At 71.4% G+C, this 25572-nt stretch carries 22 protein-coding genes; 10 read left to right on the forward strand and 12 right to left on the reverse strand.

The genetic code is table 11. The features are described from left to right. Nucleotides 1–84: 84 nt before the first annotated feature. Entirely contained in the window at nt 85–879 is a 795-nt protein-coding gene (locus tag ACZ7EC_RS09005; RefSeq protein WP_471059639.1) for a class I SAM-dependent methyltransferase, read from the forward strand. Between the two features lie 125 nt (nt 880–1004). Here ACZ7EC_RS09005 and ACZ7EC_RS09010 read toward each other — a convergent pair whose 3' ends face one another. From ACZ7EC_RS09010 to ACZ7EC_RS09025, 4 genes are all read right to left on the reverse strand, one after another. Continuing rightward, nucleotides 1005–1964 (reverse strand): carbohydrate kinase family protein, encoded by a 960-nt coding sequence (locus tag ACZ7EC_RS09010; RefSeq protein ID WP_471059641.1) that lies wholly within the window; start codon nt 1962–1964, stop codon nt 1005–1007. Further along, entirely contained in the window at nt 1949–2857 is a 909-nt protein-coding gene (locus ACZ7EC_RS09015) for a pseudouridine-5'-phosphate glycosidase (RefSeq protein ID WP_471059643.1), read from the reverse strand. Before ACZ7EC_RS09015 ends, ACZ7EC_RS09010 begins: the two co-directional genes overlap by 16 nt. A 146-nt stretch (nt 2858–3003) precedes the next feature. Further along, nucleotides 3004–3558: a methylated-DNA--[protein]-cysteine S-methyltransferase gene (locus ACZ7EC_RS09020; RefSeq protein WP_471059645.1), complete on the reverse strand. Its 555-nt coding sequence runs from the start codon at nt 3556–3558 to the stop codon at nt 3004–3006. Nucleotides 3559–3717: 159 nt separating this feature from the next. Continuing rightward, nucleotides 3718–4593: a glycerophosphodiester phosphodiesterase gene (locus tag ACZ7EC_RS09025; protein ID WP_471059647.1), complete on the reverse strand. Its 876-nt coding sequence runs from the start codon at nt 4591–4593 to the stop codon at nt 3718–3720. A 317-nt stretch (nt 4594–4910) separates the two neighbouring features. Here ACZ7EC_RS09025 and ACZ7EC_RS09030 point away from each other — a divergent pair, with 317 nt between their 5' ends. The 6 genes from ACZ7EC_RS09030 to ACZ7EC_RS09055 all read left to right on the forward strand — a co-directional run bounded on the left by ACZ7EC_RS09030 (nt 4911) and on the right by ACZ7EC_RS09055 (nt 13156). Then, entirely contained in the window at nt 4911–5789 is an 879-nt protein-coding gene (locus ACZ7EC_RS09030; RefSeq protein ID WP_471059649.1) for an MHYT domain-containing protein, read from the forward strand. A 40-nt stretch (nt 5790–5829) separates the two neighbouring features. Continuing rightward, nucleotides 5830–7977 (forward strand): excinuclease ABC subunit UvrB, encoded by a 2148-nt coding sequence (gene uvrB, locus ACZ7EC_RS09035; RefSeq protein ID WP_471059651.1) that lies wholly within the window; start codon nt 5830–5832, stop codon nt 7975–7977. Nucleotides 7978–8133: 156 nt separating this feature from the next. Beyond that, nucleotides 8134–8712 (forward strand): TerD family protein, encoded by a 579-nt coding sequence (locus ACZ7EC_RS09040; protein WP_471059653.1) that lies wholly within the window; start codon nt 8134–8136, stop codon nt 8710–8712. A gap of 53 nt (nt 8713–8765) precedes the next feature. Next, a complete protein-coding gene (locus ACZ7EC_RS09045) occupies nt 8766–10637 on the forward strand; it encodes a TerD family protein (protein ID WP_471059655.1) in 1872 nt (623 codons plus the stop codon). 224 nt (nt 10638–10861) lie between these two features. Beyond that, nucleotides 10862–11866 (forward strand): TerC family protein, encoded by a 1005-nt coding sequence (locus ACZ7EC_RS09050; RefSeq protein WP_471059657.1) that lies wholly within the window; start codon nt 10862–10864, stop codon nt 11864–11866. Between the two features lie 189 nt (nt 11867–12055). Beyond that, entirely contained in the window at nt 12056–13156 is a 1101-nt protein-coding gene (locus ACZ7EC_RS09055) for a calcium:cation antiporter (protein ID WP_471059659.1), read from the forward strand. Here the strand turns inward: ACZ7EC_RS09055 and ACZ7EC_RS09060 are convergent. After that, complete coding sequence (locus tag ACZ7EC_RS09060) at nt 13146–14462, reverse strand: MFS transporter (protein WP_471059661.1); 1317 nt, start codon at nt 14460–14462, stop codon at nt 13146–13148. The two genes, ACZ7EC_RS09055 and ACZ7EC_RS09060, sit on opposite strands and share 11 nt — an antisense overlap. A gap of 174 nt (nt 14463–14636) precedes the next feature. Here ACZ7EC_RS09060 and aroQ point away from each other — a divergent pair, with 174 nt between their 5' ends. After that, entirely contained in the window at nt 14637–15110 is a 474-nt protein-coding gene (gene aroQ, locus ACZ7EC_RS09065) for a type II 3-dehydroquinate dehydratase (RefSeq protein WP_471059663.1), read from the forward strand. Nucleotides 15111–15140: 30 nt separating this feature from the next. Here aroQ and ACZ7EC_RS09070 read toward each other — a convergent pair whose 3' ends face one another. From ACZ7EC_RS09070 to ACZ7EC_RS09090, 5 genes are all read right to left on the reverse strand, one after another. Continuing rightward, nucleotides 15141–15893: an amino acid ABC transporter ATP-binding protein gene (locus ACZ7EC_RS09070; RefSeq protein ID WP_471059665.1), complete on the reverse strand. Its 753-nt coding sequence runs from the start codon at nt 15891–15893 to the stop codon at nt 15141–15143. Next, on the reverse strand, nt 15890–16801 hold the full coding sequence (locus ACZ7EC_RS09075; RefSeq protein ID WP_471059667.1) for an amino acid ABC transporter permease: 912 nt from the start codon (nt 16799–16801) through the stop codon (nt 15890–15892). Before ACZ7EC_RS09075 ends, ACZ7EC_RS09070 begins: the two co-directional genes overlap by 4 nt. Then, nucleotides 16798–17682 (reverse strand): ABC transporter substrate-binding protein, encoded by an 885-nt coding sequence (locus ACZ7EC_RS09080; protein ID WP_471059670.1) that lies wholly within the window; start codon nt 17680–17682, stop codon nt 16798–16800. Before ACZ7EC_RS09080 ends, ACZ7EC_RS09075 begins: the two co-directional genes overlap by 4 nt. A 327-nt stretch (nt 17683–18009) precedes the next feature. Continuing rightward, the gene (locus ACZ7EC_RS09085) at nt 18010–18666 is read right to left on the reverse strand and encodes an MBL fold metallo-hydrolase (RefSeq protein WP_471059672.1); all 657 of its coding nucleotides are present in this window, start codon (nt 18664–18666) and stop codon (nt 18010–18012) included. A gap of 120 nt (nt 18667–18786) precedes the next feature. Then, on the reverse strand, nt 18787–19473 hold the full coding sequence (locus ACZ7EC_RS09090) for a maleylpyruvate isomerase family mycothiol-dependent enzyme (protein WP_471059674.1): 687 nt from the start codon (nt 19471–19473) through the stop codon (nt 18787–18789). Between the two features lie 224 nt (nt 19474–19697). On the opposite strand from ACZ7EC_RS09090, the gene uvrA reads away from it, so the two are divergent. After that, nucleotides 19698–22748, forward strand: coding sequence for an excinuclease ABC subunit UvrA (gene uvrA, locus ACZ7EC_RS09095; protein ID WP_471059676.1), 3051 nt, complete (start codon nt 19698–19700; stop codon nt 22746–22748). A 117-nt stretch (nt 22749–22865) separates the two neighbouring features. On the opposite strand, the gene ACZ7EC_RS09100 is transcribed toward uvrA, so the two are convergent. Beyond that, nucleotides 22866–23777 carry a carbohydrate kinase family protein gene (locus ACZ7EC_RS09100; protein ID WP_471059678.1) on the reverse strand — a complete coding sequence of 304 codons (912 nt, stop codon included), beginning with the start codon at nt 23775–23777 and terminating at the stop codon, nt 22866–22868. Next, nucleotides 23774–24910, reverse strand: coding sequence for a LacI family DNA-binding transcriptional regulator (locus tag ACZ7EC_RS09105; RefSeq protein ID WP_471059680.1), 1137 nt, complete (start codon nt 24908–24910; stop codon nt 23774–23776). The genes ACZ7EC_RS09100 and ACZ7EC_RS09105 overlap by 4 nt, the downstream gene beginning before the upstream one ends. A gap of 231 nt (nt 24911–25141) precedes the next feature. Here ACZ7EC_RS09105 and ACZ7EC_RS09110 point away from each other — a divergent pair, with 231 nt between their 5' ends. After that, nucleotides 25142–25567, forward strand: a complete 426-nt coding sequence (locus ACZ7EC_RS09110) for a Rieske (2Fe-2S) protein (protein ID WP_471059683.1) — start codon at nt 25142–25144, stop codon at nt 25565–25567. Nucleotides 25568–25572: the final 5 nt, after the last annotated feature.

Here is a 25572-nt window from a genome sequence, read left to right on the forward strand (position 1 = left end):
GTCCGTCCGCCCCCGCGGAGCCGGCCCCTCGCGCCAGTGGAGCCGACCGCCCGGACCCGCCAGTCACCTGCGATGATGCCCGTCATGACAGCATCCGACGGGTATCTCCTGGACAACCGGCAGCGCGAGGCGGGGGAGCGCTTCGACGCGTTCGCCACCCTGTTCGACCCCACGACCTTCCGGCACATCGAGGCCCTCGGTATCGAGCCGGGCTGGCGCTGCTGGGAGGTCGGGGCCGGCGGCACCTCCGTGGTGTCCTGGCTCGCGCGGAAGGTCGGGCCGGACGGCACGGTCGTGGCCACCGACATCGACACTTCCCGGCTGGCCCCCGTGGACCAGCCGCCGGTGGAGATCCGCACCCACGACGTGGGCGCCGAGGAGCCGCCGGGGGAGGGGTTCGACCTGGTCCACGCCCGGCTCGTCCTCGTCCATGTCCCGGACCGCGCACGCGCGTTGAGGTCCATGATCCAGGCGCTGAAGCCCGGCGGCCGACTGCTGATCGAGGACGCCGACCCCGCCCTCCAGCCGCTCACCTGCCCCGACGAGTACGGCCCCGAGCAGCGGCTCGCCAACCGGCTCCGCCAGGGCTTCCGCAGCCTGCTCGCCGAACGGGGCGCCGACCTCTCCTACGGCCGCCGACTGCCGCGCCTGCTCCGGGAGGCCGGACTGCGCGACGTCGAGGCCGACGGCTTCTTCCCCGTGACCTCGCCCGCGTGCACCGCCCTGGAAGCCGCGACGGTCCGCCAGATCCGCGGCCGCCTCCTCGACGCGGGCCTGGCCACCGACGAGGAGATCGACCAGCACCTCTCCAACGTCGAGACCGGCGGCATGGACCTGACCACGGCGCCGATGATCTCGGCATGGGGCCGCAAGGCATAGCCCGCCCCCTCGACGCGGCGCACAGCACCTCTCGCGCGACCGACCTGCCCTCACCCGGCTCGACCGGCGCGAGCGCAACCGCCTCGCCCGACGGGTTCTCTCGGCCGCCCCGCCCGGCACGCTCCTCAGCCGCCCCGCGTCACGCCCTCCCCGGCCACCCGCCCCGGACGCGGTGGTCTGCCGCCGGTCCGTGCCACCGCCCGCGCGCCCGCCCGGCACCCTCGCACCGCCGCTTCCCTCGGGTCCGCGCCCGCGAGGAGGGCGGCGAGGAAGGCGCCGGTGAAGGCGTCACCGGCGCCCGTGGTGTCGCGCGCGTTCGCCGGTACGGCCGGGACACGCACCGGCGCGCCCCCGGAGCGGACCACCAGCGCTCCGTCCGCCCCCGCCGTGACCACCACCAGCGGGACGGCACGGCTCAACTCGGCCGCCGCGTCGGCCGGTTCCGCCAGCCCCGTCAGCAGGCACGCCTCGTCGCGGCTGGGCAGCAGCGCGTCCAGCCCCTCGGCGAAGGCGAGGAACCGGTCCACCCCCAGCTCCAGCAGGAAGCCGGCCGACGCCGGATCCATGCTGACCGGCACGCCCCGTGCGCGTGCGGCATCGAGCGCGATCCGCGCGAGCGCCCGACTCGACTCCGTGAAGAGTAGATAACCCGACAAGTGCAGCCAGTCGACCCCGTCGAGCAACGCGTCCGACCAGTCCGCCGGCTCCAGCCGCAAGGACGCCCCGCTGTCCGTCAGAAACGTACGTTCGGCCGCCGCGCCCGCGTCGACCAGGCACACCACCGTCCCGGTCGCCGCCCGCGGGTCCGTCACCAGCAGCGGCCGCACCCCGGCCGCGACCAGCTCCCGTTCGTGCCACGCCACCGCGTCCGCGCCCACCCGGCCGAGCAGCCGTACGTCCGCACGGCCCGAGTGGGCGGCCCAGCAGGCCACGTTGGCACCCGCGCCGCCCGGCACCGTCCGGATCACCGCGGCGGTGTCCGTGCCGGTCGCGAGCGGCCCCCGGTGCCGGACGACCACGTCCGTGACGACGTCCCCGACGACCAGGAGCGCCCCCGTACGGGCCCCGGTCACCCCCGCGCCCACGCCGTGGCGATCCGCGCCCCGAGCCGCACGTTGCCACGCACCGCCGCCAGGTTGGCGCGCAGCGACGCGCCGTCGGTGTGCCGCACCAGGTAGTCGAGGAGGAACGGGGTCACCGCCTGACCGGTGACGCCCTGCTCCGCGCAGGCGGCCAGCGCCTCGCCGAGCACACGCGCGTGCAGCTCGGGGTCGAGCTGCTCCGCCTCCGGCACCGGATTGGCGACGATCAGCGCCGACTCGGCCCCGCCCAGCGCGTCCTGGGCCCGCATCACCCGCGCGACCTCCTCCGGGCCGCTCAGCGTCCAGTCGACCGGATACCCCGAGTCGGAGAGGTAGAAGCCGGGGAACCGGTCCGTGCCGTACCCGGCGACGGGCACGCCCAGCGTCTCCAGCCGTTGCAGGGTCGCCGGCACGTCCAGGATCGACTTCACGCCCGCGCACACCACGGTGATCCCGGTCCGCGCCAGCAGCCCCAGGTCGGCCGACTCGTCCTGGGTCACCGTCCACTCCCGGTGCACCCCGCCGAGTCCACCGGTGGCGAAGACCCGGATGCCCGCCAGCGCCGCCAGCCGCGCGGTCGCCGACACGGTGGTCGCCCCGCTCGCCCGCGTCGCCACGGCGAACGGCAGATCGCGATGGCCCAGCTTGCGGATGCCACCGCCCTGGGCGACCCGCTCCAGCTGAGCCTTGTCCAGGCCGATCAGCGGGCGTCCGTCGAGCACGGCGACGGTCGCCGGGACCGCGCCCTCGGCGCGTACCGCGTCCTCCAGTTCCAGGGCCACCAGCAGATTGCGCGGGCGGGGCAGACCATGGGCGATGATCGTGGACTCCAGGGCCACCACCGGCCGCCGTGCCGCGATCGCCTCCCGGACCTCTTCCGACACCACCAGCACCATGTGCCCGCCTCCTGTCCGCCGGTCCCTGCCGCTATCCCTGGCGGGCACCGGCCACGGCTAAACACCGGGAGGCCCGGCGGCGCACACGAGCCGGCCGTACCTGGCCGAACGGCGACCGGCCCTGGCCGGATCCGGTGGGCGACCGCTCAGAACAGCGGTTCCGGCAGCACCCCTTCCAGGGCGAGCAACCGCCGCTTGGTCTCCAGCCCGCCGCCGAACCCCCCGATTCCGCCGTCACGCTCGACCACCCGGTGGCACGGCACGATCACCGGCAGCGGATTGGCGCCCATCGCCGCGCCGACCGCCTGCGCCCCGCCGGGCTGCCCGACCCGGCCGGCGAGATCGCCGTACCCCACCACGCTGCCGTACGGCACCCCGGTCGCCAGCTCCCGCAGCACCTGCCGGTTGAACCCGGAGATCAGCGACCAGTCCAGCGGCAGCTCGAAGTCCCGCCGCTCGCCCGCGAAGTAGGCCCGCAGCTGACGTATCGCCTCGACCAGCACCGGCGCCCGCGGATCTGCCACGGGCGCGCTGCCGGACCACGCCGCCAGCCGCTCCAGCGTCCGTTCGCGCACCGCGTCGGTGGCGTGGAAGACCACGTTGACCAGTCCGTGCCTGGTCGCCGCCAGCAGCAGCGGTCCGATGTCGGTCCCGACGACGGTCCACACCACCCGCTGCTCGTCCTGCCCATGGCTGTCCATGCGCCCACGGTACGACCCACCACTGACAACGCCCGCCGCCCCGGCCCGCCCGCCCCGGCCTCCCCGCTTACCGATCCGTCCCGCCTGCCCCGCACCGCCCGCGCCCACCGCCCGGTCCCGCACCGGCATCCCGCCCCTACGCCCCGGCCGCGGACCGGCTCACTTCGGGTCCAGCGCCGCCCGCACCACGTCCGCCTTGCTGCTGATGATCCCGTCGACGCCGTACCCCGCGACCTTGCGGGCGGTGGCCTTGTCGTCCACCGTCCAGGCGTACACCCCGAGCGGCCGGCCGTGCGGCCCGCGGACGCCGTGCACCGCCGACACGTACGACTTGGTGAGTGATCCGTACGACGGATTGATCAGGTCGGCGAAGCGCGCGTACTGCTTCAGCTGCGAGACCGGGGGTGCCCCGAGGTAGGCCGTGGTCAGCGCCGGCTTGAGCTCGTGCACGGTCCGCACAGTGTCCGCGCTGAAGCTCTGCACGACGAGCCGCTTCAGATGGCCGCGGTCCAGCCAGCCCTCGTTGCCGAGGACCTTCAGGATCTGCTGCTCGATGCCCGGATACAGCTCCGGGTTCTTGACCTCCAGGAGCAGACTCTCGTGGTTGCGCTCGACGCGGCGCATGTACTGCTCCAGCGTCGGCACGCGCGTGCCCGCGAAGGCGGGGGAGAACCAGCTTCCCGCGTCCAGCCGGGCGATCTCGGCGGCGGTGAAGTCCTTCACCTTCCACGGCGCCCGGCCGGGGAAGACCTTCTCGGCGTTCGTGGTGCGCTTCAGAGTGTCGTCGTGGATGACCACCAGCCGGCCGTCCTTGGTCCGCTGGACGTCGTTCTCGACCCACGTGGAGCCCAGCCGCGCCGCCTCGTCGATCGAGGGCAGCGTGTTCTCGGGAGCGTGGGCCGGGGCACCCCGGTGGGCGATCACCAAGGGCGGCCGGACGCCCGCCTTGGCGTCGGAGGTGAGGCTCACCAGGGCCACCGCGGACAACACCGCCAGGACCACGGCGGTCATCACGGCGACCAGGCGCGTCTGCATGCTTACTCCTCGCGTCGAACGGAAAACCACGGCACCGGACCGGCACCCCGGGACGGACCGGCAACCGACAGCACCAGAGTGACAGCAGAGCGGCAGCGGGACGCGGCCGCACCAAGGTCACATATGCCGGTAAGACGCCGCCGAGCGCTCACCAGTGGCTCACAAGTGGGGCAAGCCCGTGTTTCTTTGTCGGAAAGTCGTTCGACCATTCCGGTGGCAGTCATACTCTCAGCGATACTCCCGGCCGCCCGCGTGGTCCTGGTACGGCGCGCATTTTCGGGGTTTCCGGGACAGACGAAAGCGAAGGGCAGCCGCGGATGCAGGGCACGGTCGACGGTTTCGGCTACGGGGCCGTCACCCCGTTGGTGGCCTATCTGATGGCCTGCCTCGGCGGCGCCCTCGGGCTGCGCTGCATCACCCGGTCCCTGCTGGTCACGCACTCGCGACGACCGGCCTGGCTGGCCCTCGGCGCCGCCGCGCTCGGCTGCGGCACCTGGACCATGCACTTCGTCGCCATGATGGGCTTCAGCATCGAAGGGGCCCCGGTCCACTACGACGAGCCGGTCACCTACGCCAGCCTCGGGCTCGCCGTCGTCATGGTCGGCGTGGGTGTCTTCATCGTCGGCTACCGGGGCGCCACCGGGGCGCCACTCTTCACCGGCGGCACCGTCACCGGGCTGGGCCTCGCCTCGATGCACTACCTCGGCATGGCCGGGATGCGCTTCCACGGCAACTTCGCCTACAGCACCCCCACCGTCGTCGCCTCCGTCGTCATCGCGGTCGCCGCAGCCACCACCGCCCTGTGGGCCGCCGGACGCGCCCGCGGCCTGCTGCCCAGCGTGGGGGCGAGCCTTCTGATGGGCCTTGCGGTCAGCGGCATGCACTACACGGCCATGGCCGCCCTCCGCGTCCACCTCGACGGCACCGCCGAGACCACCGCCGACACACCGGACGCTTCCGCCCTCGTCCCCATGCTGCTCGGCCCCCTCGTCCTCCTGGTCCTCGCCGGTGTCGTCGTGATCCTCGACCCGATGCTGGTCCTGCGCCGCCCCGAGCAGGCACCCGCCCTGCCCGCACCTGGTGTCCCCGCGACCTCCCTCGCCCCCCGCACCGGCCCACGCCGCGCCTCTCACCTGCACCGACACCCCGGCAGGGGGCCCGTACGGCAGGGCGCCCGCACCCCGCAGAACCGCTGACCGGGCTCCGTTGTCAGTGGGGGGTCGTACGGTTGATGGCATGCGGCCCGTTTCCCACATCGAACGCTCGGTGGCGCCCATCGAGGTCGTCAGTCCCTACCAGCCCAGCGGCGACCAGCCGGCGGCCATCGCCGAGCTGGCCAAGCGCATCAAGGCCGGCGAGAAGGACGTCGTCCTGCTGGGCGCGACCGGCACCGGCAAGTCCGCCACCACCGCGTGGATGATCGAGAAGCTCCAGCGCCCCACCCTGGTGATGGCGCCGAACAAGACCCTGGCCGCCCAGCTGGCCAACGAGTTCCGCGAGCTCCTCCCGAACAACGCGGTCGAGTACTTCGTCTCGTACTACGACTACTACCAGCCCGAGGCGTACGTCCCCCAGTCGGACACCTACATCGAGAAGGACTCCTCGATCAACGAGGAGGTCGAGCGGCTGCGCCACTCGGCGACCAACTCGCTGCTCACCCGCCGCGACGTCGTCGTGGTCGCGTCCGTGTCCTGCATCTACGGCCTGGGCACCCCGCAGGAGTACGTGGACCGCATGGTCCCCCTCAGAGTCGGTGACGAGGTCGACCGGGACGAGCTGCTGCGCCGCTTCGTCGACATCCAGTACACGCGCAACGACCTGGCCTTCACCCGCGGCACCTTCCGCGTCCGCGGCGACACCATCGAGATCTTCCCGGTCTACGAGGAGCTCGCCGTCCGCATCGAGATGTTCGGCGACGAGATCGAGGCCCTGTCCACGCTCCACCCGCTCACCGGCGAGATCATCAGCGAGGACCAGCAGCTGTACGTCTTCCCGGCCTCCCACTACGTCGCCGGCCCCGAACGCATGGAGCGGGCCGTCAACGACATCGAGAAGGAGTTGGTCGAGCGCCTGGCCGAGCTGGAGAAGCAGGGCAAGCTTCTGGAGGCCCAGCGGCTGCGGATGCGCACCACCTACGACATCGAGATGCTCCGCCAGATCGGCACCTGCTCCGGCGTGGAGAACTACTCGATGCACTTCGACGGCCGCTCGCCCGGCTCCCCGCCCAACACCCTGCTCGACTACTTCCCGGACGACTTCCTGCTCGTCATCGACGAGTCACACGTCACCGTCCCGCAGATCGGCGCGATGTACGAGGGCGACGCCTCCCGCAAGCGGACCCTCGTGGAGCACGGCTTCCGCCTGCCCTCCGCCCTGGACAACCGGCCCCTGAAGTGGGAGGAGTTCCAGGAGCGCATCGGCCAGACCGTCTACCTGTCGGCCACTCCGGGCAACTACGAGCTGTCGCGCTCCGACGGCGTCGTCGAGCAGATCATCCGCCCCACCGGCCTGGTCGACCCCGAGGTCGTCGTCAAGCCCACCGAGGGCCAGATCGACGACCTGGTGCACGAGATCCGCAAGCGCACCGAGAAGGACGAGCGCGTCCTGGTCACCACGCTCACCAAGAAGATGGCCGAGGACCTCACCGACTACTTCCTGGAACTGGGCATCCAGGTGCGCTACCTGCACAGCGACGTCGACACCCTGCGCCGCGTGGAGCTGCTGCGCGAACTGCGCGCCGGTGAGTACGACGTCCTGGTCGGCATCAACCTGCTCCGCGAGGGCCTCGACCTGCCCGAGGTGTCCCTGGTGGCGATCCTCGACGCCGACAAGGAGGGCTTCCTGCGCTCCGGCACCTCGCTGATCCAGACCATCGGCCGCGCGGCGCGCAATGTCTCCGGCCAGGTCCATATGTACGCCGACAAGATCACCCCGGCGATGGAGCGGGCCATCGACGAGACCAACCGCCGCCGTGAGAAGCAGATCGCCTACAACAAGGCGAACGGCATCGACCCGCAGCCGCTGCGCAAGAAGATCAACGACATCGTCGCGCAGATCGCCCGCGAGGAGGTCGACACCGAGCAGCTCCTCGGCAGCGGCTACCGCAAGTCGAAGGACGGCAAGGGAGCCAAGGCCCCCGTCCCCGCGCTGGGCGACAAGGCACTCAAGGGCGGCAAGGCGGCCAGGGGCGCGAAGGGCAAGGCCGCGGCCGCGGTGCCCACGGACCGTCCGGCGGCCGAGCTCGCCGAACAGATCGAGGAGATGACCGAGCGCATGCGCGCCGCCGCCGCTGAGCTGCAGTTCGAGATCGCGGCCCGGCTGCGCGACGAGGTCTCCGAGATGAAGAAGGAGCTGCGCCAGATGCGGGAGGCGGGCATCGCCTGATCCGGGACATACCGCCGGACCTCGGCATACACGCGGAGTGTTGCAACACCGACACAAAGCGCGGGCCGGGGTTCGGCGGTGTCGGTGCCCCTGCGTAGGGTTCTGATCAGCCGCGCGATGCGCGACAACAGGGGACCTTCGAGAGGGGATTCAGCCGTGTCGGTCAACTTGGCCAAGGGTCAGGCCATCAGCCTGGAGAAGAACGACGGGGGCACCCTCACCGCGGTCCGCATGGGCCTGGGCTGGCAGGCGGCCAAGCGCCGCGGCCTGTTCGGCTCGCGCACCAAGGAGATCGACCTGGACGCCTCCGCGGTGCTTTTCGCCGAGAAGCAGCCGGTCGACGTCGTCTTCTTCCGGCACCTGGTGAGCGACGACGGGTCGGTGCGCCACACCGGCGACAACCTGGTGGGCGGCGCCGGTCAGGGCGGCGACGACGAGGCGATCCTCGTGGACCTCCAGCGCGTCCCCGTCCACATCGACCAGATCGTCTTCACCGTGAACTCCTTCACGGGCCAGACCTTCCAGGAGGTCGAGAACGCGTTCTGCCGTCTGGTGGACGAGTCCAACGGCCAGGAACTCGCCCGCTACACGCTGGCCGGCGGCGGCGAGTACACCGCCCAGATCATGGCCAAGGTGCACCGGGCGGGCTCGGGCTGGACGATGACCGCGCTCGGTACGGCCGCCAACGGGCGCACCTTCCAGGACCTGATGCCGGCGATCCTGCCGCACCTGTAGACGCGGGTCCGGCGGGCGGGGCCTTACGACGACACGGCACGGGGGCGACGGGGATGACGGCCGAGCTGGTGCGGGGGCAGAACCATCCGCTGCTCCGGGTCCGGCTGGAGATCCGGATCCGGGCCGGAGCCCCGGTCCTGGCCGGGGCCACGCTCGCCGACGAGAACGGCACGGTGCACGGCCCCCGGAGGGTCGCCCACCCCGGCGCCCCCGCGCTCCCCGGCATCGAGGTCCCCCGGCGGGCGGCCGCCGAACACCGCCTGGCCGTGGACCTGCCGGCCGTGCCCGAGGACGTCCACCGGGTCGGCGTCTTCCTCACCCTGCCCACCGGGACCGCGGGCCCGCACCGCTTCGGCGCCGTCCCCGCCCCGCAGACCGCGGTGCACGGACCCGACGGCACCGGGACCGCCCGCTACACCATCACCGGCCTGGACACCGAGACGGCCGTCGTCGCCCTGGAGCTGTACCGCAGACAGGGCGCGTGGAAAATCCGCGCGACGGGCCAGGGATACGCCGGCGGCCTCCCGGCCCTCCTCGCCGACCATGGCCTGCCCGAGCCCGACGCACTCGCCACCCTCATACAGGGAACGACGGCACCCGGCCCCACAGGCGCATACGACCACGACACGCACCGCGCGGACGGCACGGACCGCGGCAGCCCCTACGGCCCTGCGGAGCCAGAGGACGTACCCACCACCAGTGGGCCGGTCGACTACACGCATCCCCGCCGCACAGGACGCACCGCACCACCCCCGCCCCGCCCGCCGGCCTCCCCTGCCGCCGACGGACAGCCCGCGCCGCCGGTCGCGGGCGATGCCGTGGGCTGGTCGATGCACGAGCGGCTGTACAACCAGGTCTGGGGCATGTTCGAGGACCTGGCGCGCACCACGGCCGCGTACCGCAGCGCCGTCGGCTTCGCCGACAGCCGCCTGGACGAGGAACTCGACCAGGCCCTCGCCGACCCGCGTGCCCGCCTCGGCGACGGGAACGCGGCCGCACGCGAGGCGGCCCGGACCCGCCGGGACCAACTGGTCGACCGGGCCCGCGTCGCCTTCGACCGCGACCTCGCCCAGCTCACCGCGGAATCCGAGGTGGTGGAACCGGCGCTCCCGCCCGCCTACGCCCGCTGGGACAGCCCCGTCTGGCATGGCTACCGTGTGCCCGCCGAGCCACCGATGGCGCTTCGGCTCGGCGATCTGTATCTGCCCGAGAGCCTCCCGCTGCGCATCCCGCTGCTGGTCAGACTGCCGCTGGAGCAGGGTCTGTGGATCGACAGCGGGACCGCGGCCATATCCGGCGCTTCCTTCACGGACTCGGACGCGCCGCGGCAGTCGGCCATGGAGGCGGCGGTGACGCTCGCCGTGCGGCTGCTCGCCGCGCATCCGGCGGGGGAGTTCGCCGTGCGGGTCATCGACCCGGCCGGTGCGGGCGCACGCGCGCTGTGGCCGCTGACCGGCGCCGGAGTGCTCGCGGCGCTGCCCGCGACCGGGGCGGCGGGCGTCAGGGAGGAGCTGGAGCGGCTCACCCGGCGGGTCGATCTGGTACAGATGGCGATGCGAGGCGGCGTGGCCGCGTCGCTGCCGGACGATGTGGACACCGCACAGCAGCTGCTGATCGTCAACGACTTCCCGCACGGCTTCGACGACCGGGCCGTCACGCGGCTGCGCTACCTGGCGGACGAGGGCCCGGCCGTCGGCGTCCACCTTCTGCTGGTGGCGGATCGCGCGGACGCCGCCGCCTACGGCCCCCTGCTGGACCCGCTGTGGCGCTCGCTGACGCGCCTCACCCCGGTCCCTGACGAGCACTTCACGGACCCCTGGGTGGGCCATGCCTGGACCTACGAGCCCGCGCTCGTCCCGGCCGGCAGCCGGATCGTGGAGCAGGTGCTCGGCGAGATCGCCACGGCTCGGACCAAGTGCAGGTAAAGGATGCCTGACGTGCGCTTTTGATCTTTCTTTGCCTTTCTCTTTACCAATGCTTGGTTATTGGGGTACTGTTTTCCGTGCGGAGGGGAGTACTCCCTGACTGCGGCGCACCCGTCAGTACGGACCGGTTCCGGTTCCGGGGCGTCGGCCCCCGTGCGGGTGGAAGAGACCTCCGGCAGTGACAACGCATCTGTGCTTGCCATCTCGAAATGCCGGAGGTAGCCGTGGAAGTTTCGATGACCCTGTGGGTCCTGACCGTCGTGGGCCTCGCCGCCCTGATCGGCTTCGACTTCCTCATCGGGCGCAAGCCCCATGAGGTCTCGATCAAGGAAGCGGGCGTCTGGACCGTCGTCTGGATCGTCCTGGCCGGTCTCTTCGGCCTCGGCCTCCTCGTCTTCGGCGGCGGACAGCCGGCCGGCGAGTTCTTCGCGGGCTACATCACCGAGAAGTCGCTGAGCGTCGACAACCTCTTCATCTTCGTGCTGATCATGACGAAGTTCGCTGTCCCCGCCCTCTACCAGCGGCGCGTCCTGCTCATCGGCGTCCTGATAGCCCTGGTGCTGCGAGCGGTGTTCATCGCCGCCGGAGCCGCGATCGTCACCAGCTTCTCCTGGGTGTTCTACCTCTTCGGCGCCTTCCTCATATGGACCGCCTGGAAGCTCGTCCAGGAGGCCCGCGCCGACGACGAGGGCGAGGAGGAGTTCGAGGAGAACCGGCTGCTGAAGGCCGCGGAGCGCAGGTTCGGCGTCGCCGACCGGTACCACGGCACCAAGCTGTGGATCCGGCAGAACGGCAAGCGGGTCATGACCCCGATGCTGGTCGTGATGCTCGCCATCGGCACCACCGACATCCTGTTCGCCCTGGACTCGATCCCCGCGATCTTCGGCCTGACCCAGGACCCGTACATCGTCTTCACCGCCAACGCCTTCGCGCTGATGGGCTTGCGCCAGCTGTACTTCCTCCTCGGCGGCCTACTGAAGAAGCTGGTTCACCTGTCGTACGGCCTGTCGGTCATCCTCGGCTTCATCGGCGTGAAGCTCGTGCTGCACGCCCTGCACGAGTCGGGCGTCCCGGTACCCGTGATCAGCATCCCGGTCTCGCTCGGCGTGATCTGCGGAGTCCTGGTCATCACCACGGTCACCAGCCTCATGGCCTCCAGGAAGCAGGCGGCCGAGGCCGTGGGCGCCGACACCGAAGGGGCCGGGAAGAAGGAGTCCGTGGACATCTGACCACCGGCTCGCACGCCTCGTCAGGGCCACCACCCACGCAGGGGCCTCCGGTCGCGGAAGCCCCTCCACCGGACACGATCGGACACGCGGCGCCCGGCCCGGAGCCGGTACCGGGCGCCGCGAAGAAGGGACGGAAGCATCCGGAACGGACGGAATGCGAACCATGTGGCTCTCTGCGACGATCGCGGCATGATCACTTGGCTGCGATCGCTCGCCCGGCGCTGGACGATCCCCGTGCCGGTGCTCGCGGTCGTCCTGCTGATCCTCACCTGGCACCGGGCCATGCCCAGCCCGGTCATCGCCCTGGTGACGGTGGTGCTCGCCGGCTCCGTCCTCGCGGCGGTGCACCACGCCGAAGTGATCGCCCACCGCATCGGCGAACCCCTCGGTTCCCTGGTCCTGGCCATCGCCGTCACGGTCATCGAGGTGGCGCTGATCGTCACGCTGATGGCCGACGGCGGCGACAAAAGCTCCACTCTGGCCAGGGACACCGTCTTCGCCGCCGTGATGATCACCTGCAACGGCATCGTCGGCATCTGCCTGCTCGTCGCCTCGCTGCGGCACGGCACCGCCGTCTTCAACCCCGAGGGCTCCGGCGCCGCGCTCGCGACGGTCGCGACCCTGGCCACGCTGAGCCTGGTGCTGCCGACCTTCACCACCAGCAAGCCGGGGCCGGAGTTCTCCACGCTCCAGTTGACCTTCGCCGCGCTGTCCTCACTGATCCTCTACGGCCTGTTCGTGACCACCCAGACCGTGCGGCACCGGGACTACTTCCTGCCCATCACCCGGCAGGGGGAGGTCATCAGCAGCGAGGACCATGCCAGCCCCCCGTCCAGGCGCACCGCCCTGATCAGCCTCGCCATGCTCGCCCTGGCACTGATCGGCGTGGTCGGCCTGGCCAAGGGCGTGTCGCCCGCCATCGAAGCGGGTGTGGCGGCGGCGGGCCTGCGCCAGGCCGTCGTCGGTGTGATCATCGCCCTGCTCGTGCTGCTCCCGGAGACCATCGCCGCGTTGCGCGCCGCGCGCCGGGACCGTGTGCAGACCAGCCTCAACCTTGCGCTCGGCTCGGCGATGGCCAGCATCGGACTGACCATCCCGGCCGTGGCGCTGGCATCCGTCTGGCTGCCCGGACCGCTCGTCCTCGGCCTCGATCCCGTCCATATGCTGCTGCTCGCGCTGACGGTGGTGGTCGCCTCGCTGACCGTGGTGCCGGGCCGGGCCACCCCCTTGCAGGGCGGCGTCCATCTGGTGCTGTTCGCGGCCTACCTGGAGCTGGCGATCAACCCCTGACCGGGCCGGCCACCGTCTCCACCGCCGGTACGGGCGCCGGGTTCGTCTCCGGCAGCAGCGCGAAGCACCCCAGGCTGAGCAGTGCCATGCCGGTCAGATAGCCGCCCACGCCCCAGGGAACGCGCCCGCCGCCCTGCGCGAGCGCCGTGGCCACGATCGGGGTGAGCGCGCCGCCGAACACCCCGCCGAGGTTGTAGCCCACCGCGGCGCCCGTGCAGCGCACCCGCGCGTCGAACAGCTCCGGCAGATAGGCGGAGACCACCGCGAACACGGTGACGAAGGCGAGCAGCGCGCCCAGCATCCCGAGGAACATCAGCAGCGGCTCGCCGCTCGCCAGCAGCGAGACCATGGGCAGCATCCACAGCGCGCAGGCCGCGCATCCGGTCACGCACATCGGCCGGCGCCCGTAGCGGTCGCCCAGCATCGCCGCGGCGGGGATGAGCGGAGCCTGCACGAGCACCGCCGCCATGACACAGATCAGCATGACACTCCGGCTCACCTCCAGCCGTTCCGTCGCGTACGACAGCGACCAGGTGGTCACCGCGTAGAACACCGCGTACCCGGCGGACAGCGCCCCCGCCGCCAGCAGCACCGGCCGTCTGTGATGCCGTACGACCTCCATGAGGGGCACGCGCGGGTGGTCGTCGATCTCCAGGAACCGGGGGCTCTCGGCGAGCGACGAACGCAGCCACAGCCCGGCCAGCGCGGGCACGGCGGCCGACCAGAACGGCACCCGCCAGCCCCACTGCGCGAATTGCGCTTCGGAGAGCCCGGAGGACAGCGCCAGCATCACCCCGTTGGCGAGCATGAAGCCGATCGCGGGCCCCAGTTGCGGAATGCTGGACCACAGGGCGCGCCGTCCGGCGGGGGCGTGCTCGACGGTGAGCAGGACGGCCCCGCCCCACTCGCCGCCGAGCCCGAGCCCTTGCAGGAACCGCAGCATCAGGAGCAGCACGGGCGCGGCCAAGCCGATCGAGGCGTACGAGGGCACACAGCCCACCGCGATCGTCGAGGCGCTGGTGAGCAGCAGCGAGGCGATGAGCACCGGGCGGCGCCCGCGCCGGTCCCCGAGGTGCCCGAACAGCACCGAGCCCAGCGGCCTGGCCACGAAGCCCACGCCGAACGTCGCGAACGCCGCGAGCGTCCCGGTGGCCGGCGAGAACGAGGGGAAGAACAGCGGCCCGAGGACCAGTGCCGCCGCGGTCCCGTAGGCGTAGAAGTCGTAGAACTCGACCGCGCTACCGGCGAGGGAGGCGGCGGCGAGGCGCGGCAGAGAGACCCTGGTGACAGGGCGTACGTCGTACATGGCGTTTCAACTACCCGCTGTGATCGCGGGTTACGGGGGCGTACAGGGGTGACCGAGTGGTCGAAGCGCGCGACGGGGCGAGTGGGGCACGGAGCCGGAGCGCACGCCGGAGCCGTGATAGACCGGGGACGAGCGGCGGTCGCGGATGCACCGCCCGGAACGACCGGAGGAACCGTGCCCCGCACCCTGGCCAACGCCCCGATCATGATCCTCAACGGGCCGAACCTGAACCTGCTGGGCCAGCGCCAGCCGGAGATCTACGGCAAGGAGACCCTCGCCGACGTCGAGGCGCTGTGTGCCGAGGCGGCGGCCGCGCACGGGGGCACGATCGACTTCCGGCAGTCCAACCACGAGGGCGAACTGGTGGACTGGATTCACGAGGCCCGGCTCGGCCACTGCGGGATCGTCATCAACCCCGGCGCCTACTCCCACACTTCGGTGGCGATCCTGGACGCGCTCAACACCTGCGACGGCATGCCCGTCATCGAGGTGCACATCTCCAACATCCACCGGCGCGAGTCGTTCCGGCACCACTCGTACGTCTCCCTGCGCGCCGACGGCGTGATCGCGGGCTGCGGTGTGCAGGGCTACGCGTTCGGCGTCGAGCGCGTCGTGACCCTCCTGGGCGCGGCGCGGGCCGACGCATAGCCCCGCGCCCAGGAGGGCCCTGCGGCGGTCCTACAGGCGGCCCGCCTCGACGATCCGCCGCAGGAAACGCCGGGTGCGTTCCTGCCGCGGATCCCCGAACACCTGCTCCGCGGTGCCGCGTTCGAGGACGACGCCGCCGTCCAGGAAGCACACCTGGTCGGCGACGTCCCGCGCGAAGCCCATCTCATGGGTGGCCAGCACCATGGTCATGCCCTCGTCCTTCAGCCCCCGGACCACCTCCAGCACCTCGCCGACCAGTTCGGGGTCGAGCGCGGCCGTGATCTCGTCCAGCAGCAACAGCCGGGGCCGCACGGCCAGGGCCCGTACGATCGCCACCCGCTGCTGCTGGCCGCCGCTGAGCCGGTCCGGGTAGGCGTTCGCCTTGCCGGCCAGCCCGAGGCGCTCCAGCAGCCCCCTGGCCCGCTCCTCGGCCTCGGCGCGACAGACACCGTGCACCCGGCGCGGGGCGAGCGTGATGTTGTCCAGCACGGTCATGTGCGGGAAGAGGTTGTACGCCTGGAAGACCACCCCGATCCGGCGCCGCACCGCGTCCTGGTCGGTCCGCGGATCGGTGATCTCCTCGCCGTCCAGCCAGATCGCGCCGTCGTCGATCTCCTCCAGGAGGTTGGCGCACCGCAGCAGCGTCGACTTGCCGGAGCCGGAGGCGCCGATCAGCGCGGTCACCGTGTGCGGGGCGACCTCCAGGTCGACGTCCCGCAGCACCACCGACTCGCCGAAGGTCTTGCGGACCGACTCCATGCGCAGCACAGGCGCGTCGCTCATAGGGATCCCCCCTGTTCCCGCCGCCGGTCCAGCCGGGCCGTCACCCAGTCCGTGAAGCGGGTCATCGGAATGGTCAGCGCCACGAACACGAGGCCCGCCACGATGTACGGCGTGTAGTTCAGGCTGCGGCCCACGATGATGTCGGCCGCCCGTACGGCGTCCACGGCGCCGCCGATCGACACCAGGCCGGTGTCCTTCTGGAGCGACACCAGGTCGTTGAGCAGCGGCGGCACCTGCCGGCGCACGGCCTGCGGGAGCACCACGTAGCGCAGGGCCTGGCGGTTGGTCAGGCCCAGGGAGCGGGCCGCCGCGCGCTGGGAGGGGTGGATCGACTCGATGCCGGCCCGGAACACCTCGGCGACGTACGCCGAGTACGTCAGCGTCAGCGCCGTACCGCCGAGCAGTACCGGATCGACCGTGACGCCCTGGAGCCGCAGCGCGGGCACGCCCAGGACCACGATCATCAGATTGATGATCAGCGGCAGTCCGCGGAAGAAGTCGGTGTATGCCGCCGCCAGTACGCGCAGGGGGAAGAACACCGGGCCGCGCAGGGTCCGCGCGATCGCGATCAGCATGCCGAGGACCAGGACGGCGATCCCGCAGATCACCAGCAGGCGGACGTTCAGCCACAGCCCTTGGAGGACCTTGGGCAGTGCCTCGCGCGCGTACTGGGCGCTGAAGAACGTCTCCTTGGTGCGCGGCCAGCCGGGCGCGTCGACCACGACCAGGTAGAGCACGGCGGCGGTGACCAGGGTGGACAGCGCCGCGACGGCCGTCGCGCGGCGGGCCCGCGCCCGCTTGTGGCGCTCGCGCTCCAGCCGCCGCCCGGAGGGCACGTAGTCGTCGCCGGGCATGCCGTCCTCGTCGTCGGCTCCCTCCCGCGCGGACTCGCCCTTGATGACGGTCACTTGAGCACCGGGGCGCCGACGGCGTCGGACAGCCACTGCTGGTCGAGCCGGGCCAGCGTGCCGTTCTTGCGCAGGGCGTCCACGGCGCCGCTCACGCACGGGGTCAGCGCGCTGCCCTTGTCGAGCACCAGGCCGAACTGCTCGGGCGTGCCGCCCTGGTTCTCGAACTGACCGACGATCCTGGCGTCCGTCACCTCGGCCGAGGTGATGTAGAAAGCGGTCGGCAGATCGGTGACGACGGCGTCGACCTGACCGTTCTTCAGGGCGGACTTGGCCTGGTCGTTCTTGGCGTAGACGGCGGGCTCCTGCTTCGGCTTCACCACGTCGGTGATGTAGTCGAGGCTGGTGGTGCCCACCTGGGCGCCCAGCTTGAGGTCGCGCAGGTCCGCGATGCTCCTCGCCTTCGCGGCCTTGCCGTCCTTGAGCGCGATGACGGCCTGGCGCACGTCGTAGTAGCCGGAGGAGAAGTCGACGGCCTTTTTGCGTTCGGCGCTGATCGAAACCTGGTTGATGTCGAAGTCGAAGGTCTTCACACCGGGCGCGAACGCCTTGTTGAAGGGCACGCTCTGCCAGACCACCGCGTCCTTGCCGTACCCGAGCTGCCGGGCCACCGCGTAGGCGACTGCGGACTCGAAGCCCTTGCCGTTGGCGGGCTTGTCGTCCTTGAACCAGGGTTCGTACGCGGGTTCGTCCGTCGCGATGGTCAGCTTTCCGGACGTCTTGGTGGCCAGCTTGCCCTTGGCGCAGCTCGTGCCGGCCGAACCGGATCCGGTGGCCGGCGACTTCGCCTCGGGCTGCGGGGCGCAGCCGACGGCGGTGGCGAGCAGGGCGACGGTGGCGGCCGCTACCGCGCGGCGCACTGTGCGGGGAGCGAGGTGCATGGCGGGAGAGTGGCAGTGAACTCGGCCTTTGTCGAGGTCACGACCATTTTTGTCCGCATAGTGGGAGCGGGTGTTGCGGCCGTGTGAACGCGGTCCCGGACACCCGCACACGGGACCTGGCCGGGCCGCCGGACCGGGTGGGGTGGGCAGACCGGCGGCCCCCGCCGCTCGGGAGCCGTCAACCCGAGCGGGGCTGTGACCAGTTGACCGCGTGCCACCGGGCCGGGGGAGCGTGCGCGCGTGCCTGGCGCGTGCGAAACGTTCACACGGGGTGCGGGACGGCGTCCGCGCCGGGTGTACGGCACGCCCCTTGCGAGCGGCCGGGGTTCACCACCCGCGCGCGTGCCATTCCGGCAGATGCGGGCGCTCGGCGCCGAGCGTGGTGTCGTCGCCGTGTCCCGGATAGACCCAGGTCTCGTCCGGCAGCGTGTCGAAGATCTTCGTCTCCACGTCGTGGATCAGGCTGGCGAACGCCTCCGGGTCCTTGTACGTGTTGCCGACACCACCCGGAAAGAGGCAGTCGCCGGTGAAGACGTGCGGATGGCCGTGCGGGTCGTCGTAGACCAGCGCGATGGAGCCCGGTGTGTGCCCCACCAGGTGGCGCACGGTGAGTTCCACCCGCCCCACCCGGATGACGTCGCCGTCGTCCACGGGCACGTCGGTGGGCACCGGGATGCCGGGCGCGTCCTCGCGGCCGGCGTACGTGCGCGCGCCCGTCGCGGCCACGACCTCGGCGAGCGCCTGCCAGTGGTCGCCGTGCTGGTGGGTGGTGACGACGGACGCGATGCCGTCGTCACCGATCATCCCCAGGAGCGTCCGCGGCTCGTTCGCGGCATCGATCAGGAGTTGTTCGTCGGTGGCCCGGCAGCGCAGCAGGTAGGCGTTGTTGTCCATCGGCCCGACCGCGATCTTCGTGATCATCAGGTCCTTGAGCTCGTGCACATCCGCCGGCCCGCCGACCCTGACCTCGCCCGTGTACGTCATGACGATCAGCCTATGCCGTCCGGGCGGGGAGCGGTGCCCCACTGACGATCGGGGCACTGTCCCGCCCGCCACTTCCGCCTCGGCGCCGGCGACCGCTCTGCCGCGCCGCGCGTTCGAAACCTAGAGCGGCGGAAGCTTCGGCAGGTCACCGCCGTCCGTCGTCAGGGCGGAGCCATCGCGGCGGCCGGCGAGCCACCCGATCACGTCGGCCGGGGTGCCCGAGACGGTGATCTCGGGCTTGTCCGCGGGCCTGCCCGTGGTCCACGCGTGCGTGCCGTCCGTGACGAGGGTCGCGGGGACCTCGGGGTTGCCGGAGAAGCGCCGGGTCAGGAAGTCGGTCTCGCGCTCCAGGAACTCGGCGGGCAGGTCCTGCAGCTCGTACCCGATCCCGAGGTCCACATGGTGCAGCTCCACCTCGCCCCACCGGCGGAACGGCAGCCGCGCCGCGTCGTCGGTGACCCCGTTGCGCAGCTCCACCGTGCGCGTCCAGTCCGCGGGCGCGTCCCCCGCCGCCTGGAACCTGTCCGCCGTCTCGCGCAGGTCGGCGAGCTGGGTCTCCAGGGGGCGCGCGGCGCCGCCGTCGATGTCCGCGTCCCGCGCCTCGGCGCTCGCGTACATGGGGCGGCCCTCGAGGACGTTCACGAGCGCGTCCGCGTTGCGGGCGAGATGGGCGAGGACGTGGCCGCGAGTCCAGCCGGGAAGCCGTGACGCCTCGGCGAGTGAGGCGTTGTCCAGTTGTGCGACCGCGCTGAGCAGCCGCTCGGTCGCCTCACGTACACATGCCAGGTCATGAGCGTGATCAATCATGGGCCCGACCCTAGCCGCGCCACACGTTCGGGTGAAGCTGGCGAAGCTCATCCGTAATTCGAATGCGCGTGCTATATGGTCGAAGGTGGCGTCGGGCATGCTGGAAGGCCGGGGATTGTTATGCAACCGGGCAATCCGACCGGCGTTGTCAGTGGCTCCCCCTAGTGTGAAGAAGCACGGGGGCTTCGCCCCTGTCACTTCTCCCAAGAAAGGTGCGGACCGGCGTGGCCGACCGTCTCATCGTCCGTGGCGCGCGCGAGCACAACTTGAAGAATGTCTCGCTCGACCTGCCTCGTGACTCGCTCATCGTCTTCACGGGTCTGTCCGGGTCGGGCAAGTCCTCCCTGGCCTTCGACACGATCTTCGCCGAGGGCCAGCGGCGCTACGTGGAGTCGCTTTCCTCGTACGCACGGCAGTTCCTCGGACAGATGGACAAGCCGGACGTCGACTTCATCGAGGGCCTGTCCCCGGCGGTCTCCATCGACCAGAAGTCGACCTCGCGCAACCCCCGCTCGACCGTCGGCACCATCACCGAGGTCTACGACTACCTGCGACTGCTGTTCGCGCGCATCGGCAAGCCGCACTGCCCCGAGTGCGGCCGCCCGATCACGCGCCAGTCGCCGCAGGCCATCGTGGACAAGGTCCTGGAGCTGCCGGAGGGGAGCCGCTTCCAGGTGCTCTCGCCGCTGGTGCGCGAGCGCAAGGGCGAGTTCGTCGACCTCTTCTCCGACCTCCAGACCAAGGGCTACTCCCGCGCGCGGGTGGACGGCACGACCATCCAGCTGTCCGAACCGCCGACCCTGAAGAAGCAGGAGAAGCACACCATCGAGGTGGTCGTCGACCGCCTCACGGTGAAGGACTCCGCCAAGCGCCGCCTCACCGACTCCGTGGAGACCGCCCTCGGCCTGTCCGGCGGCATGGTCGTGCTCGACTTCGTCGACCTCCCCGAGGACGACCCCGAGCGCGAGCGCATGTACTCGGAGCACCTGTACTGCCCGTACGACGATCTGTCGTTCGAGGAGCTGGAGCCGCGCTCCTTCTCCTTCAACTCGCCCTTCGGCGCGTGCCCCGAGTGCACCGGCATCGGCACCCGCATGGAGGTCGACCCAGAGCTGATCGTCCCGGACCCCGACAAGTCCCTGGACGAAGGCGCCATCCACCCCTGGTCGCACGGACACACCAAGGACTACTTCGGCCGCCTGATCGGCGCGCTCGCGGACGCGCTCGGCTTCCGTACGGACATCCCGTTCGCAGGTCTGCCGCAGCGCGCCAGGAAGGCCCTGCTGTACGGCCACAAGACCCAGATCGAGGTGCGCTACCGCAACCGGTACGGCCGCGAGCGGGTCTACACCACGCCCTTCGAGGGCGCGGTGCCCTTCGTCAAGCGCCGGCACAGCGAGGCCGAGAGCGACGCCAGCCGCGAGCGCTTCGAGGGCTACATGCGCGAGGTGCCCTGCCCCTCCTGTCAGGGCACCCGCCTCAAGCCGATCGTCCTCGCCGTCACCATCATGGGGAAGTCGATCGCCGAGGTCTCGGCGATGTCCATCAGCGACTGCGCGGACTTCCTGGGCGAGCTGAAGCTGAGCGCCCGCGACAAGAAGATCGCCGAACGCGTGCTGAAGGAGGTCAACGAGCGACTGCGCTTCCTGGTCGACGTCGGCCTGGACTACCTCTCGCTCAACCGCGCGGCCGGCACCCTCTCCGGCGGCGAGGCCCAGCGCATCCGCCTGGCCACCCAGATCGGCTCCGGCCTGGTCGGCGTTCTGTACGTGCTGGACGAACCCTCCATCGGCCTGCACCAGCGCGACAACCACCGGCTGATCGAGACCCTGGTCCGGCTGCGCGACATGGGCAACACCCTCATCGTCGTGGAGCACGACGAGGACACCATCAAGGTCGCCGACTGGGTGGTGGACATCGGCCCCGGCGCCGGTGAGCACGGCGGCAAGGTGGTGCACAGCGGCTCCCTGAAGGAACTGCTCGCCAACACCGAGTCGCAGACCGGCGCCTACCTGTCCGGCCGCAAGGCCATTCCGCTCCCGGACGTCCGACGCCCCCGCGACCTCTCGCGCCAGCTCACCGTGCACGGCGCCCGCGAGAACAATCTCCAGGACATCGACGTGTCCTTCCCGCTGGGCGTGTTCACGGCGGTCACGGGCGTCTCGGGATCCGGCAAGTCCACTCTGGTCAACGACATCCTGTACACCCACCTGGCACGCGAGCTGAACGGCGCGCGCACGGTCCCCGGCCGCCACACGCGCGTGGCCGGCGACGACCTGGTGGACAAGGTCGTCCATGTCGACCAGTCGCCGATCGGCCGCACCCCGCGGTCCAACCCGGCGACCTACACCGGTGTCTTCGACCACGTCCGCCGCCTGTTCGCCGAGACCACCGAGGCCAAGGTCCGTGGCTACCAGCCCGGCCGCTTCTCCTTCAACGTCAAGGGCGGCCGCTGCGAGAACTGCGCGGGCGACGGCACCATCAAGATCGAGATGAACTTCCTCCCGGACGTCTACGTCCCGTGCGAGGTCTGCCACGGCGCCCGGTACAACCGGGAGACCCTGGAGGTCCACTACAAGGGCAAGTCCATCGCCGAAGTGCTGAACATGCCGATCGAAGAGGCCATGCACTTCTTCGAGGCGGTCCCGGCGATCTCCCGCCACCTGAAGACGCTGCACGACGTCGGCCTCGGCTACGTCCGCCTCGGCCAGTCCGCCACCACGCTCTCCGGCGGCGAGGCGCAGCGCGTCAAGCTCGCCAGCGAGCTGCAGAAGCGCTCCACCGGACGCACGGTCTACGTCCTGGACGAGCCGACCACCGGTCTGCACTTCGAGGACATCAGCAAGCTGCTGAAGGTGCTCGGCGGCCTGGTCGACAAGGGCAACACGGTCATCGTCATCGAGCACAACCTCGACGTGATCAAGACCGCCGACTGGCTCGTGGACATGGGCCCCGAGGGCGGCGCCGGCGGTGGCCTGGTGGTCGCCGAGGGCACACCCGAGGAGGTCGCCGCGGTCCCGGCCAGCCACACCGGCAAGTTCCTGCGCGAGATCCTCGGCGACCGGGTCAGCGACGCGGAGACCGTGAAGGCGCCGCGCGCGACCAGGAAGACGGCCGCCACCAGGAAGACCGCGGCGGCCGGGACGGCGTCGAAGAAGACGGTGACGGCCAAGTCCGACAGCGCGGTGACCAAGAAGGCCGCCGCGGCCACGAAGAAGACGGCCGCGAAGAAGGCGGCGCCCGCGAAGAAGACGACGCGGACGGCCAAAGCCTGACATCCGGTCAGAAATACGGCGCCCCGCGGGAACTCCCCGCGGGGCGCCGTTCGTTGCACCATCAGCCGCATGAACCGGCGGCCGCTCCTTGACAAGAGCAGACAGCGAGCGGACGGCTCACACATCACCCAGCTCGTCCGCGTACGGCGGTTCCGCCCCCGCTCGTGAACAGGTGATCGCCGCCGCACGCGCCGCGAAGCGCAGCAGCCGCGCCCAGCCCTCCGTCCCGAGGGCGGCCAGCGCCTCCCGCGACAGAGCGTCCAGGGCGGACAGACCGTGCAGCAGCGCCGCGTTCACCGTGTCACCGGCACCGATGGTGTCCATGACATCGACCTTCTCACCGGGCACGGAGCACTCCCCGCCGTCCCGCGTGTAGACGGTCAGACCCTCGCCGCCCCGCGTCACCACCACGGCCGACGGTCCCTCGGCCAGCCACTCGCGCGGCGTCCCGCCCAGCCACGCCGCGTCCTCCGCGGACACCTTCAGCAGCGTCACCGAGGGCAGCCAGCCCGCGAAACGCTCCCGGTAGGCGTCCGCGTCCGGGATGAGCCCCGCCCGGATGTTCGGGTCGAGCGCGGTGAACAGCCCCTGCCCGGCCGCCCTGCGCATCAGCTCCTCATAGGCGCTCGCCCCCGGTTCCAGGACGAGCGACAGGGTGCCGAAGGACACCGCGCGGGTGCCCTTGGGGAGCACGTCGGGCGCGGTGAAGAGACGGTCGGCGGTGCCCTCCACATGGAAGGAGTACGACGCCGAACCGCCGTCGTCGATCGTGGCCACCGCGAGGGTCGTCGGCTCCGGCCCGCGCTGGACCCCCGACACCTCGACGCCGGCCCGCCGCAGCCCGTCGAGCAGCGCCTCGCCGAAGGCGTCGTGCGACGTGCGGGAGCAGAAGGCGGTGGGGGAGCCGAGCCGGCCGAGGGCCAGGGCGGTGTTGTACGGACCGCCTCCGGGCGCGGGTTTCAGGGCCGCGAGGGCGCCGGGGCCCTGCGGTACCAGGTCGATCAGTGCCTCACCGGCGACGACGATCACGAGGCGGTTCCCTTCTCGGACGGGGGCTCGGGCGGGATCTCGGACAGGACGGACGACGCGGCAGGCACGGCTGCCTCGGGCCGCTCGGGTCTCTCCGGGCAGCCGCAGGAAGTGCGGTGCACGAACGCGCAGGGCAGCCGCACGGTGCGGGACGGCCGCTCCGGCTCGGCCAGGCGTTCCAGCAGCAGCCGTACGGCGCGGGCGCCCAGCTCCCGGCTGGGCTGGGCGACGGCGGTGAGCCGGGGCGAGAAGAGGTCGGCCCAGGGGAAGTCGTCGAAACAGCACAGGGCGATGTCGCCGGGCACGGACAGACCGCGTCGCCGCAGGACGCGCAGGGCGCCGAGGGTCATCGCGTTGTTGGCGGTGACGAGGGCGGTGGGCGGGTCAGGGAGGGTGAGCAGAGCGGCGGTGGCCCGCTCGGCACCGGCGGACTCGGAGTCGCCGGACACCACAAGGCGGCCGTCGTACGGGAGGCCCGCGGTGGCGAGGCCGTCCAGGTAGCCCGTGACGCGCTCACGGGTCGTGCTGAGCCCCGGCAGCCCGGCGATCAGACCGACCCTGCGATGCCCCAGCCCGGCGAGATGGGCGACGAGGCGGGCCGTCGGCGCGGCGTTTTCCGCACAGACCTGATCGAAGAACGGGGCGACCGCGGCCGCGGTGTCCGGCGCACCACCGGGCCCGGTCGGATCGATCAGCCGGTCCAGGAACACGGTCGGCACGGCATGGCGGCCGAGGTAGTCGACCAGCTCGCCCGGCCGCGCGGACGGGGCGACGATCATGCCGTCCACCCGGCGCTCATGGAGAAGCTGTGCGACCTTGCGCTCGTGCAGGGGGTCGTCGTGCGGGTCGGCCAGGAGCAGCCCGTAGCCGGACTCCAGGGCCGCGGTCTCCACGCCTTGGAGGATCTCGGTGAAGTACGGATTGCTGACCGCCGACACCGCGAGCCCGATGGAACGGGTGCGCGCTGTCACCAGGGAGCGGGCCAGGGTATTGGGCGTGTAGCCGAGCTCGTCCACGGCGTCCAGGACGGCCCGGCGGGTGCCGGGCGACACCGGGCGCGTGCCGTTGAGGACGTGGGAGACGGTCGCCACGGAGACTCCGGCGCTCCGCGCGACGTCCGCCATGGTGGCCATCGTTTCCCCTCCTCGCCGCCCGGACGGGCGCCCTCCGGCCGGGAAGGTACCCCACCGGCCGCCCCCGCGTAAACGCTTGCGCAAGCGTTTACGCGCTCGATCTCGCCCTAGGGAACGCGCTTCCCTGGTGCTTGTCTCCTCCGGTCCTCGCGCTCCCCACCCCGGCTCACGGGGGCGAAACCGGGCCCCGTATCGTCGCCGTGTACAACACCTTGACCAGTGGAGTCCGAGATGCCCACGCGTCCTTCCGCGAGCCGCCGTACCGTCCTTCGAGGGGCCGCCGTGGTCCCGGTCGCCGGGCTCGGCCTGGCCGCGTGCTCCGCACCTGGGAACGACGGCTCGGCCGCCACCCCGACCGCTTCGGTCGACCTCGGCGCGGAGAGCGAGGTGGCCAAGGGCGGTGCCAAGCTCTACCGGGACCACAACGTGGTGGTCAGCCGGGACAAGAGCGGCACGCTGAAGGCGTACAGCACGGTCTGCACGCATGCCGGGTGCCCGATCAACAAGCTCCAGGGGACGACCCTGATCTGCCCCTGTCACGGCAGCGAGTTCGACGCCGTGACCGGCAAGGTGGTCCAGTCGCCCGCCACCGAGCCGCTGACCGAGCTGTCGGTGAAGACGCAGAACGGCAGGATCGTCGCAGGTCCGGCCGCCTGATCCCG

Source organism: Streptomyces sp. NPDC037203, from assembly GCF_055605065.1.

Bases quoted from the DNA above. Each gene is read 5' to 3' on its own strand.
- ACZ7EC_RS09105 (WP_471059680.1), bottom strand. From the start codon at position 24,910: ATGGCCACCATGGCGGACGTCGCGCGGAGCGCCGGAGTCTCCGTGGCG.
- ACZ7EC_RS09085 (WP_471059672.1), bottom strand. From the start codon at position 18,666: ATGACGTACACGGGCGAGGTCAGGGTCGGCGGGCCGGCGGATGTGCAC.
- ACZ7EC_RS09070 (WP_471059665.1), bottom strand. From the start codon at position 15,893: ATGAGCGACGCGCCTGTGCTGCGCATGGAGTCGGTCCGCAAGACCTTC.
- ACZ7EC_RS09025 (WP_471059647.1), bottom strand. From the start codon at position 4,593: ATGCAGACGCGCCTGGTCGCCGTGATGACCGCCGTGGTCCTGGCGGTG.
- ACZ7EC_RS09030 (WP_471059649.1), top strand. From the start codon at position 4,911: ATGCAGGGCACGGTCGACGGTTTCGGCTACGGGGCCGTCACCCCGTTG.
- ACZ7EC_RS09080 (WP_471059670.1), bottom strand. From the start codon at position 17,682: ATGCACCTCGCTCCCCGCACAGTGCGCCGCGCGGTAGCGGCCGCCACC.
- ACZ7EC_RS09045 (WP_471059655.1), top strand. From the start codon at position 8,766: ATGACGGCCGAGCTGGTGCGGGGGCAGAACCATCCGCTGCTCCGGGTC.
- ACZ7EC_RS09110 (WP_471059683.1), top strand. From the start codon at position 25,142: ATGCCCACGCGTCCTTCCGCGAGCCGCCGTACCGTCCTTCGAGGGGCC.
- ACZ7EC_RS09020 (WP_471059645.1), bottom strand. From the start codon at position 3,558: ATGGACAGCCATGGGCAGGACGAGCAGCGGGTGGTGTGGACCGTCGTC.
- ACZ7EC_RS09055 (WP_471059659.1), top strand. From the start codon at position 12,056: ATGATCACTTGGCTGCGATCGCTCGCCCGGCGCTGGACGATCCCCGTG.
- uvrB (WP_471059651.1), top strand. From the start codon at position 5,830: ATGCGGCCCGTTTCCCACATCGAACGCTCGGTGGCGCCCATCGAGGTC.
- ACZ7EC_RS09060 (WP_471059661.1), bottom strand. From the start codon at position 14,462: ATGTACGACGTACGCCCTGTCACCAGGGTCTCTCTGCCGCGCCTCGCC.
- ACZ7EC_RS09090 (WP_471059674.1), bottom strand. From the start codon at position 19,473: ATGATTGATCACGCTCATGACCTGGCATGTGTACGTGAGGCGACCGAG.
- ACZ7EC_RS09005 (WP_471059639.1), top strand. From the start codon at position 85: ATGACAGCATCCGACGGGTATCTCCTGGACAACCGGCAGCGCGAGGCG.
- ACZ7EC_RS09015 (WP_471059643.1), bottom strand. From the start codon at position 2,857: ATGGTGCTGGTGGTGTCGGAAGAGGTCCGGGAGGCGATCGCGGCACGG.